The 356-nt window shown below is 61.5% G+C and carries 1 protein-coding gene; it reads left to right on the top strand.

Going from position 1 to position 356, the window contains the following annotated elements:
• Window positions 1–356, top strand: a 356-nt coding sequence (locus DM807_RS00250) for an immunoglobulin-like domain-containing protein (protein WP_179026931.1), incomplete at both ends; no start/stop codon positions are given.

Genomic DNA, 356 nt, shown 5'->3' with positions numbered 1-356 from the left:
GCCGAGAACGTCAAACCGACGTTCACCGTGCACGTCAACCAGCCACTGGACCACGACCTGGTCGTGACCCTGAGCAACAATGCCACGGTCACCATCAAAGCCGGCGACACCAGCGTCAAGTACGAGCACGCAGCGCAAGGTGATGACGTCTACCTGGACAGCGGCGAAATCAGCCTCGGCATCAAGTCGGCTGTGGACGTCGACGGCCGCACCTTCGAGAACCTGGAGTTGGGCGGCGCGGCGAAAGTGGATGTCACCGACACCACCGACGAAGTGATCGCGAAACTGACCGCGACTCCATCGGTCACCGAAGGCGGCGTGATCACCTACACCGTGACGCTGACCAACAAAGACGG

Source organism: Pseudomonas hunanensis (assembly GCF_013393325.1).
GTDB classification, from domain to species: domain Bacteria; phylum Pseudomonadota; class Gammaproteobacteria; order Pseudomonadales; family Pseudomonadaceae; genus Aquipseudomonas; species Aquipseudomonas putida_P.
Note: the sequence above shows the minus strand (reverse complement) of the source record. Positions and strands in the feature narration are given on the sequence as shown.